Annotated in this window: 8 protein-coding genes; 3 read left to right on the top strand and 5 right to left on the bottom strand. The window is 60.4% G+C overall.

Translation table 11 applies throughout. The features are described 5' to 3' along the window. Window positions 1-119: 119 nt before the first annotated feature. Window positions 120-797, bottom strand: coding sequence for a response regulator transcription factor (locus K0H48_RS02070; protein ID WP_219266214.1), 678 nt, complete (start codon window positions 795-797; stop codon window positions 120-122). A 233-nt stretch (window positions 798-1,030) separates the two neighbouring features. Next, on the bottom strand, window positions 1,031-2,275 hold the full coding sequence (locus K0H48_RS02065) for a methionine gamma-lyase (RefSeq protein ID WP_219266213.1): 1,245 nt from the start codon (window positions 2,273-2,275) through the stop codon (window positions 1,031-1,033). A gap of 123 nt (window positions 2,276-2,398) precedes the next feature. On the opposite strand from K0H48_RS02065, the gene K0H48_RS02060 reads away from it, so the two are divergent. Beyond that, window positions 2,399-2,869, top strand: a complete 471-nt coding sequence (locus tag K0H48_RS02060) for an Lrp/AsnC family transcriptional regulator (RefSeq protein ID WP_017136655.1) — start codon at window positions 2,399-2,401, stop codon at window positions 2,867-2,869. A gap of 19 nt (window positions 2,870-2,888) precedes the next feature. Here the strand turns inward: K0H48_RS02060 and K0H48_RS02055 are convergent, their stop codons facing one another. Beyond that, a complete protein-coding gene (locus tag K0H48_RS02055; RefSeq protein WP_219266212.1) occupies window positions 2,889-3,659 on the bottom strand; it encodes a helix-turn-helix transcriptional regulator in 771 nt (256 codons plus the stop codon). A 98-nt stretch (window positions 3,660-3,757) separates the two neighbouring features. Here K0H48_RS02055 and K0H48_RS02050 point away from each other — a divergent pair, with 98 nt between their 5' ends. Further along, window positions 3,758-4,888, top strand: a complete 1,131-nt coding sequence (locus K0H48_RS02050; RefSeq protein ID WP_219266211.1) for an MFS transporter — start codon at window positions 3,758-3,760, stop codon at window positions 4,886-4,888. Here K0H48_RS02050 and K0H48_RS02045 read toward each other — a convergent pair. Then, window positions 4,878-7,028, bottom strand: a complete 2,151-nt coding sequence (locus tag K0H48_RS02045; protein WP_219266210.1) for a TonB-dependent siderophore receptor — start codon at window positions 7,026-7,028, stop codon at window positions 4,878-4,880. The genes K0H48_RS02050 and K0H48_RS02045 overlap by 11 nt on opposite strands. An 812-nt stretch (window positions 7,029-7,840) precedes the next feature. Then, complete coding sequence (locus K0H48_RS02040) at window positions 7,841-8,737, bottom strand: helix-turn-helix domain-containing protein (RefSeq protein WP_219266209.1); 897 nt, start codon at window positions 8,735-8,737, stop codon at window positions 7,841-7,843. A 139-nt stretch (window positions 8,738-8,876) separates the two neighbouring features. Between K0H48_RS02040 and K0H48_RS02035 the strand changes: the two genes are divergently transcribed. After that, complete coding sequence (locus K0H48_RS02035) at window positions 8,877-10,235, top strand: glutamine synthetase family protein (protein WP_219266208.1); 1,359 nt, start codon at window positions 8,877-8,879, stop codon at window positions 10,233-10,235.

Raw genomic sequence — 10,235 nt, 5'->3', positions numbered from 1 at the left:
TTTTTGCTTACTTTTTGGTCCCTCAAAAAGTGAGCCGCCGTCAGGGCGGAACCCTAAGCCGCCATCACCCAAATAACGGATATGTACACCAACAAAAAACCACCAAACTGAGCGGTGATCTAGAAAGCCGTGGCGACGCCCTCATCACCCGCATACATCCACCGCAACAACGAATGCCGCCCACTGATCCCGAGCTTGATCGCCGCCCGCTTGAGGTAGCTTTCAATAGTGTTGACCTTCAACGCCAACTGCTCCGCCAACTCCGGTGCAGTACGCCCGGCCAGCAAACCCACACACACTTCCAGCTCACGGTTGGACAAGGTCAACCCCGATTGCACCAGACGCTCTTCAATACGCCGACGCAAAGTTTCAAGGCCCTGATTTTCCGGCACCACAGGCGATCCACCCTGGCGGCACGGCTGGATCGCAGTGATGTGCTTCTCGACCATGGGCAGAAGCAGCGTGGAAAAATCCTGCAGCATGCTGCGTTCCTGCGGCGAAAAACTTTCTGATTGATGCGAGCGATACACCGACAGCACATAACGCACATCATCCTTGCGGCGCGTGAGGTGCAATTGGGCGGCGGGTTGTTCTTCGCCCAGCGCCGTCACGGAGTCGGTGTAGACCGGGCTTATGCGGCGGCGGGTGTGCCCTTCGGCACTGACCTGCAGTTGGGTGATATGGGTGGCGTCCACTGCCAGTTGAGTCAGGATAAGGTCATGCAGCATGCGCGGGAAATGCCGGCTGCCGGTGCTGGCGATGACCTTGCCTATATGAGGGAAGAGGTGTGAGTTCATCAGTTCGTCCATGAATGTCGAGTGCGGGTATTCATCCTTATAGCGACGGGGTTTAACAAGGTAACAAAGGTGAATAACCTACAGTGATAATGCACCCGCCGAGCACCTATGCTAGTACAGCCTGGGAAAAGCATGGGGATCCAATCGGCAAAAAAAACAGATTAAAAACACACAGCGGTGGTCGGACCCGTCCGACCACCGTCTGTGGGAAAGGAGTACTTCAGCCGTAGGCCTTATTTCACGGCGTGTTCTTCCACCGCCGACCGGCGTGGTGCCGCCCGGGTGCATTTGGCCAGGGCCTGATGGATATCGGCCAACAGGTCGGCGATGTCTTCAAGCCCGACCGACAAGCGCACCAGGCCTTCGCTGATACCGTGCTGTGCGCGTTCTTCGGGGGTGTAGGTGGAGTGGGTCATGCTCGCCGGGTGCTGGGCGAGCGACTCGGCGTCACCGAGGCTGACGGCGCGGGTGAACAGGTTGAGGGCATTCATGAAGCGCCGGCCGGTGTCGATGCCGCCCTTGAGCTCAAACGCGATCATGCCGCCGGACTGTTTCATCTGCCGCGCTGCCAATGCGTATTGTGGGAAAGAGCGCAGCCCGGGGTAGGTGACCCACTGCACGGCAGGGTGTGCCTGCAAGGCTTCGGCCACCGCCTGGGCGTTGCTGCAATGGCGGTCCATGCGCAGGGCCAGGGTCTTGAGGCCACGCATCAGCAAGGATGCGTCCTGTGGCGACATCACCGCGCCGGTCAGGTCCTTGAGGCCTTGCAGGCGAATACGTTGCGCCAGCGCCTGGTTACTCACGGCGATACCGGCGGTGATATCGCCATGGCCGCTGAGGTACTTGGTGGCCGAGTGCACCACCACGTCGGCCCCCAGTTCCAGCGGCCGTTGCAGGTAGGGTGTGCAGTAGGTGTTGTCGACTACCACGATGACATTGGGCTGCTGGTGCGCCAGTTCGGCCACGGCGGCGATGTCCACCAGGCGCAGGTTGGGGTTGGCCGGAGTTTCGCAATAGATCATGCGGGTGGCGGGCGACAATGCCGCGCGCAGGGCGGCCAGGTCGGTAAGGTCGACATGCCGCACCCGGATGCCGAACTCGGCAAGGCCATGGTGCAGCAGGGCAAAGGTGCAGCCATACAGGGTCTGGCTGACAATCACCTCATCGCCGGGGCGCAGCAATGTCCAGAACGTCGCGGCAATCGCGCCCATGCCCGAGCTGAAAGCCACAGCGGCTTCGCCGTATTCCAGGGCAGCCATGCGCGACTCCAGCAGCGCCAGGGTCGGGTTTGAGATACGTGTATAAAAGTGGCCGCTGGCTTGCCCGGCAAAACAGGCGGCGCCATATTCGGCCGTGGGGAACGCGAAGGTGGCAGATAAATAGATCGGCGGCACGAGGGCGCCGTGATGGTCCTTGGGGTCGTAACCGTGGTGGATGGCGCGGGTAGAAAAGCCGAATGTATTGTGTTTATTGTTCATGTCGGGCGCTCCTTATTTCCTACAATGCTATGCTCATAACCACAGTTGAACGTTGCAAAAAACCCAGGAAAATCCCGGATTACGGGGCGAATTTTCGATAAAAACAATAAATAGAGGCACGTTATGCCCGTGAGTCTGGACCGCACCGACAAAGCCCTTTTAAACGCCCTGCAAGGTAATGCCCGCCTGACTGTGGCCGAGCTCGCCGACCGCGTGGCCCTGACCACCTCGCCGTGCTGGCGACGGGTGCGCAACCTGGAGGAGAGCGGGGTGATCAGCGGCTATCAGGCGATCCTGTCGCCCAAGGCGCTGGGGTACGGCGTGACGGCGTTCGTCAGCATCATGATGGAAAGCCACACCCAGGAAATCGCCCGGGCGTTCGAGCAGCGGCTGCTGGAGATTCCCGAGGTTGTTGCCTGCCACAACGTGTCGGGGCGCTATGATTTTTTGCTCGAGGTGGTGGCCAAAGACCTGGAGTCGTTTGGCGAGTTTGCGCGCGAGGTGTTGCAGACGTTGCCCTGTGTTAAAGAAATCTACTCCAGTTTTTCCTATAAGTCGGTGCGGCCTTTGCGGGTGATTCCGCTACCGGGCTGACGCTGCTTCAAGCGCGCCTTCAGTCAACCTGCAAATACCCGCGTGGCGTGCTGCCGGTCATGCTTTTGAAAAAGGCGATCAACGCGCTGTCACTGGCAAAGCCCAGTTCGAACGCGCAGTAGCCCAGGTTGCGCCCGATGGCCAGCAGTTCGATTGCCCGCATCAAGCGCCACTGCTGGCGCCATTGCTGATAACCAAGGCCGGTTTCCCGCAGGAAAATCCGGCCGATGGTCTTGGTGCTGGCGCCTATCTGTTTTTCCAGGGCTTGCAGGGTCGGCGGTAACCTTTGCAGATCGGCGAGCAAGGGCGCCAGCCGTTTGTCCCGGGGCAAGGGCAGGAGCATCGGTTGTGCGGTGGCCGCCTGGATTTCATCCAGGCACAGCGCCAGCAAATGCGCGTAGCGGCCCGTTTGCCAATCGGTGTCGAAGGGCGCCATCGCTATGGGTTCCAACACGGCGCGCAGCAATGGGCTGACCTCGATCACTCCAACGTGTGGAGGCAATTGATCGGCCAGGGCCGGGCTCAGATACACCGAGCGGTAGTCCACGGTTTTGTGCATCACCGCGCGATGCGGCACGCCGCACGGGATCCACGCGGCGCGCGACGGCGGCAGCAGGCACAGTTGGTTGTCCAGGGTGATACGGGTGCAGCCTTGGCGCGTGAACAGCAGTTGCCCGCGCTGGTGGCGGTGCAGGCCGGAGTCGTGATCACCGAGCAGGGCGGCGATGCCGATGACCGGCGCTGCCAGGCGGTCGGGGTCGAAGGTTGCGTCGGCGGCGAGCCAGGCCATAGGTTGTCCGATTTGATGGATAAACTGTCAAAGTCTGGATAATAGCCCAATCGACAGTCCTTACACTTCTTGCGTTGTTTCAAGCAAAGGAGTTGGGGATGAAGGTTAGAATTTTTTTACCACTGACGGTGGCGTTGCTGATGTTCCCGCAACTGGCCCAAACGCTTTACAGCCCGGCGCTGGGAGATATCGGCCGGGCGTTTGCGGTGGGGCCGGAGCGTGCTGGGGAGACCTTGTCGGTGTACTTCCTGGCGTTCGCCTTTGGCGTGGTGGTGTGGGGTCGGCTGTGTGATCGTTGGGGGCGGCGGCCGGTGATGTTGGCCGGATTGGCCCTGTACGGGGTTGCGTCGGTGTTGGCCTTGGGCATGACCAGCTTCAACGGTTTGCTGCTGGCCCAGGCGTTGGCGGCGTTCGGCGCCGCCGTCGGCTCGGTGGTGACGCAGACCGTGCTGCGTGACCGTTTCCAGGGCGCGCAATTGGCCCAGGTATTTTCGCTGATGGGCATCGCCCTGGCCGCCAGCCCGGCCGTGGGCTTGTTCACGGGCGCCAGCCTGGTGCAGTCCTTCGGTTATCGCGGTGTGCTCAGTGGCTTGTTGCTGCTCTCGCTGGCCTTGTGGGCAGTGTGCTTATGGGCGTTGCCAGAGACGCGTCCGGCCTTGATGCCGACGGCCGCGTTGGGCGAGACGTTGCGGTTGATGCTCAGGGATGCCGGGATTTGGCGTTCGGTGGGGTTGGTGGCGGCGTTCAATATCGCGCTGTTCAGCTATTACAGCGTGGGGCCATTCATCTTTTCGCGGCTGGGTTTATCTGCCGCCGACTTCGGCTACAGCGGCGTGTTGCTGGCGCTGGGCTCCGGGCTCGGCGCGTGGCTGAACAAGCGGCTGCTCAAGCGTGGGGTAAACGGTGAGCAATTAGTGCTGATCGCCGCCGGTTTGGCAGTGTTGGGAGGCTTGCTGGTAGTGCTGTTGCAACACAGCTGGCTATTTGTCTGGCCGATGCTGCTGGTGGTGCTGGCGTTCGGCATGGCCATTCCCAATGTGCTGGGGGCTGCGCTGGTGGCTTATCACGATCGACTGGGCACTGCGGCCGCGCTGTTTGGCTTGCTGTATTACCTGGTGATCGGCGCCGGGCTGACCCTGGTCGCCTGGGCCCAGGACCTGGGTTGGAGCCTGTTGGTCTGTGGTTTGGCGGCGCTGTGGCTGGCAGCGCCGCGCGGGCTCAGAAGTTGACCGACGCACTCAGGCGCGCGGTCAATGGCGCGCCCTGGAACAGGTAATCGTCGCCCAGGTATTCGCCTGCATCGCGCCAGTAGCGTTTGTCGAACAGGTTGTCGACGCTGAGGCGGAATACGGTCTCATAGCCGTCGATTTTGGTGGTGTAGCGGCTGCCGACGTTCACCACGGCGTAGTCGCCCACCTGCACATTGCCGGTGCGGTCAGCGTACTTCTTGGCGCTATATTGCACGCCGCCCAATACGGCCAACCCATTCATCCACGGCAGGGCGTAATCGGCATACAGGCTGGCGCGCAGTTTAGGTACGTTGATCGCCTGGTGGCCTTCGTAGTCTGGCGTGCCGCTGTTGGTCACCCGGGCGCGAATCGCCGCGACGCTGGTGGCGATCTGCAGGCGGTCGGTGGCCCAGCCGTTGGCGGAGAGTTCCAGGCCGGTATTTTTTTGTTCACCTTGTTGGACGTAGGTAAATAAACCGGTGCCATCGGGCTTGGTGTATTGGTAGGCCTGGCGGGTCTGGAATACGGCGGCGGTGAAACTGATGCGGCGCCAGTCGTATTTCACGCCGGCTTCGATTTGCCGGGACACGGTTGGGGCCAGGGTTTCGCTTTCGTTCTGCGCAAACCACGGTGCCGTGCCGCCCAAGGACAAACCCTTGCTGTAGCTGGTGTACAGCGAGATGTTTTCAATCGGCTTATAGATCAATGATGCCTGGGGCAGGAACACGTATTGCTGGGTGTGGCGCGCTTGGTTGCCTTGGTCATCGTAGGCTTTTTCATCCAGACGCACTTCGCGCCCGCCAATGACGGTTTGCCATTGTTCGTTGAAGCGGATGCGGTCGGTGACAAACAGGCCATATTGGCGGCTATCGAGGTTGCGATGGCTGGGGTTCAGCGGCTTGTCGGTGGGCGTAAAGGTTGGTGCGTCTTGGTTGATATTGCCGCTGCCGATGTATTCGTTGACGGACTTGCGCTTGTCGATCACTCGGCGAAACGCGCTGGTGCCGAAAGTCAGTTCATGGCCCAGGCTGCCGGTGTCGAACAGGCCTGTCATCGCCGCCTGGACTTCATCATCACGGCGGGTGTCGTCGGGGCTGCGGTAGTCGTAGACGTCGTAGTCGCCTTGCGGGCTGAAGGTGTTGGCATTGCAGGTGCCTACGTAGTAGCAGCCCCAGGCAAACGAGCTGTAATCATCAATCACCACTTTGCTATGGGCTGCGCTCAGGCTGCCTTTCCATTGATCGCTGAAGCGGTATTCAAACTTGCCATTGAGGTTCAGCGAGTCAATGCCCACCTGATGGGAGCCACTTTGGTGCCCCAGCAATTTTTTCGGCGATGCGTCATGGGGGACTTCGGTGCCGCCCAGCAGTTGGTAGCCGGGGACTGAGCGCTGTTGTTTGTTCTGGTATTCCGCGTCCAGTTGCAGCACCGCGTCGGGGCTGATGTTCCAGTCGAAGGCCAGGGACACAAAATCGCGCTGGCCGTTGGCGTGCTCGACATACGAGTTGAGGTCTTCGTGGGCGACGTTGGCGCGCAGGCCAAACTGTTGTTCGCTGCCGAACCAGCCGCCCACGTCGGTGGCTATGTAACCGCTGCCTCGGTCGTCGGTGGAGACGGTGACTGAGCGCACATCTTCCGGGCGTTTGGTCACGTAGTTGATCACGCCGCTGGGTTCGGAAATCCCGCTTTGCAAGCCGGCCAGGCCTTTGAGCACCTCAACCTGCTGCTTGTTTTCCAGGGCGACGTTTTGCTCGCCAGTGATGGTGCGGCCGTTGATTTTGTAGCTGCTCGCAGCGTTCAGCGAGAAGCCGCGGATAACGAAGTTTTCGTAGTAGCCGATGGGGGCGTAGCTATCGCCTACCGAGGCGTCGTTGCGCAGTACTTCGCTGAGCAGGCGGGCTTGTTGGTCTTTGATCAGTTCGGCGTTGATCACGGTGATCGACGCGGGGGTGTCGAGCAGTGGTGCTTCGCTGAAGCCGCTGACTGAGGCGCTGTTGGTGCGATAGCCGGAGTCTTCCTGGCCCTGGACTTTTACCGCCGGTAGTTCGATTTCAGCGGCCATGCTGTTACCGAGGCTGCCGCTGAGTAGCAGGCCGAGGGCGAAACGTGAGGTAACGACGGGACGAAAACGCACAACCATGGGGGTAGGGCCTTAAAGCGCAGGGCAGGGGCGCATAAGCTAGGGGGATGTGCTGGGATTTACAAGTTATTGAGAATGGTTCTGTTGCGTTGTGTGGTGTACATATCCGTTGCTGCGGTAACGGTGGCTTAGGGTTCCGCCCTGACGGCGGGTCACCCACGGATTCAAGCCTGCGTTCGGCCATCGTGGTCGACGGGGCGCCTCAGATCAAAATCTACAGCACGGCGGCCTGAAAGCTGACCTGAGTGGTTGAAGCAAAAGCCAGATCAAGTGCAAAGCAAAAGCCTGTCTACCTGATGCAACGCAGTCTAAATGTGGGAGCGGGCTTGCTCGCGAAAGCGGTGTGTCAGGTAATACTTTTATAACTGAACCACCGCTTTCGCGAGCAAGCCCGCTCCCACAGTTGACTGCATCCAACCTTGATGGCGAGGTCGGCAGTTGCTGTTGCTCTGGCCCTTACATCCTTTTCGATGACGAAGTCAGCGGTCTTTTGATCTGCGCTTTTGATCTTGATCTTGATCTGAAATCGCCCCGTCAAACACGATGGCCGGAATCTGACAGTGATTTGGGGGGTAAACCGGCAGGGATGCCGGTTTAGCCGCCCCGCGCCATGGATGGCGCGTGGCGGCGGCCCCCCAAATCACTGTCGGATTGCGGGCATGCCGAGCCACAGCGAGGCACCGAGTGTTGGGGCGAGGACTTTTTGCTTACTTTTTGGTCCCTCAAAAAGTGAGCCGCCGTCAGGGCGGAACCCTAAGCCGCCATCACCCAAATAACGGATATACACACAACACCCCCACCCAACCCAATCGTCAGCCCAAGCGCCTGAGCGTCTCACTGGGCAACTCCCGAAACAACGCCCGATAACTATGTGAAAACCGCCCCAAATGCCAGAACGACCAATTCATCGCCACCTCAGCCACCGTGGCCCCAGCTGAACTAAGCAGCTCCCGCCGCGCCCCGTTCAACCGTCGCAAGCGCAACCACTGTGCCGGGCTCATCCCGGTGTAAGTCTTAAAGCCTTGCTGCAACTGACGCAACGGCACACCGGCAATCTGCGCCAGTTCCAGCAGGTTGACGGTTTCATCCGGCGCATCCGCCGCCCATTCACCGATGCGCGCCATCAACAGGCGCTCGGCGCTGCGTCGCTGCAACGAACTGCGGTCCAGGCACACACAGGCGTTGTCGAGAATAAACAGGCAGTCATCAAGCAGTTGCTGGGTGAGGGCATCACGGCTGATAGGGTCAGTCAGCGCAGACAGCCGCGTCAGCGTGCCACTGAGCCAACGGCTGAACAGCGCGTTCTGCTGGCACGTCAGCGGTGCCATGAACAACCCCTCGAGTTTCGCCACGTCCAGGCCATGGCGCTGCACAAACTGGGGGCCGAACACCACCGCCACTTCGCGGTAGTTTTCCGGGGTGATCCAAGTGTTGCGGCTTTCGCCATTGAGCATGTACAGCGCGTTGTCGCTGCCGTCGAAACAGAACGCCAGCGAGCCGGGAGGCGCGTTGAAATGCTGCTCCACGCGCGTGTTCATGCACTCTTCGTAGACCTCTACGCCGTGCAGGTCGAGGTAGCGGATCTGTCCGGCAAAATGGCCGGGAGACATTTGTTGGTACTGCTGCACCCAACCGGGTGTCGCACTGCATTGAGCGGCCACATCACCGGTGGTGAAGGCCTGTACGCGCAAAGCTGTTGCCTGTGTCATGGGTAACCTGGGCGCACTCTATTGGTGCGTTGTGGTTCGTGCAAAGTGGATAGATGCCGTTTGAAGGCTGGCCCAAGATAGACCTCAATGCGCCGGGAGTACAAGTCGGCGCGTGCAACCAACCCATGACGAGGTCCTTATGAACGCCCCCTTCGATCAGCTGTCCGCCTGGCTGAAAGAACACAAGATTACCGAAGTCGAATGCGTGATCAGTGATTTGACTGGCATCGCACGCGGCAAGATTGCGCCCACCAACAAGTTCCTGCATGAGCGAGGCATGCGCCTGCCGGAAAGTGTGTTGCTGCAAACGGTGACCGGGGACTTTGTTGACGACGATATCTACTACGACCTGCTGGATCCTGCCGACATCGACATGATCTGCCGCCCGGTGTCCAACGCCACTTATGTAATACCGTGGGCCATCGAGCCCACCGCGATTGTGATCCACGACACTTTCGACAAGCAGGGTAACCCCATCGAATTGTCGCCGCGCAACGTGCTGAAAAAAGTCCTGCAGCTGTACACCGACAAAGGCTGGCAGCCGATTGTTGCGCCAGAAATGGAGTTCTACCTGACCCAGCGCTGCGAAGACCCGGACCTGCCGCTGAAAACCCCGGTGGGCCGTTCGGGCCGTGCCGAAACCGGGCGCCAGTCGTTTTCCATCGACGCCGCCAACGAATTCGACCCGCTGTTCGAAGATGTCTATGACTGGTGCGAACTCCAGGGCCTGGACCTCGACACATTGATCCACGAAGACGGCCCGGCGCAGATGGAAATCAACTTCCGCCATGGCGACGCCCTCGACCTCGCCGACCAGATCACCGTGTTCAAACGCACCCTGCGTGAAGCCGCACTCAAGCACAACGTGGCGGCGACCTTTATGGCCAAACCGGTGGCCGACGAGCCGGGCAGCGCCATGCACCTGCACCAGAGCGTGGTGGATATCGCCACGGGCAAGCCGGTGTTCGTCGACGCCGACGGCAAGATGAGCCAGCTGTTCTTGCATCACATCGGCGGCCTGCAAAAGTACATCCCCAAGCTGTTGCCGATGTTCGCGCCCAACGTGAACTCGTTCCGCCGCTTTTTGCCGGACACCTCGGCGCCGGTCAACGTGGAGTGGGGCGAAGAAAACCGCACCGTCGGCTTGCGTGTGCCGACCTCCAGCCCCGACGCGATGCGCGTGGAAAACCGCCTGCCGGGCGCGGATGCCAACCCCTACCTGGCGATTGCCGCGAGCTTGCTGTGCGGCTACCTGGGCATGGTCGAGCAGATCGAACCGAGCGCGCCGGTGGAAGGCCGTGCCTACGAACGCCGCAACCTGCGCCTGCCATTCACCCTCGAAGATGCACTGGCGCGCATGGAGGACTGCGACACGGTCAAGCAGTACCTGGGAGACAAGTTCGTGCGTGGCTATGTGGCGGTCAAGCGCGCCGAACACGAGAACTTCAAGCGGGTGATCAGTTCCTGGGAACGTGAGTTCCTGCTGTTGAGCGTCTAA

This window comes from Pseudomonas sp. Xaverov 259 (genome assembly GCF_019352915.1).
In the GTDB taxonomy this organism is placed as follows: domain Bacteria; phylum Pseudomonadota; class Gammaproteobacteria; order Pseudomonadales; family Pseudomonadaceae; genus Aquipseudomonas.
The sequence above is the reverse complement of the archived record's forward strand: the minus strand, read 5'-3'. Positions and strand labels throughout refer to the sequence as shown.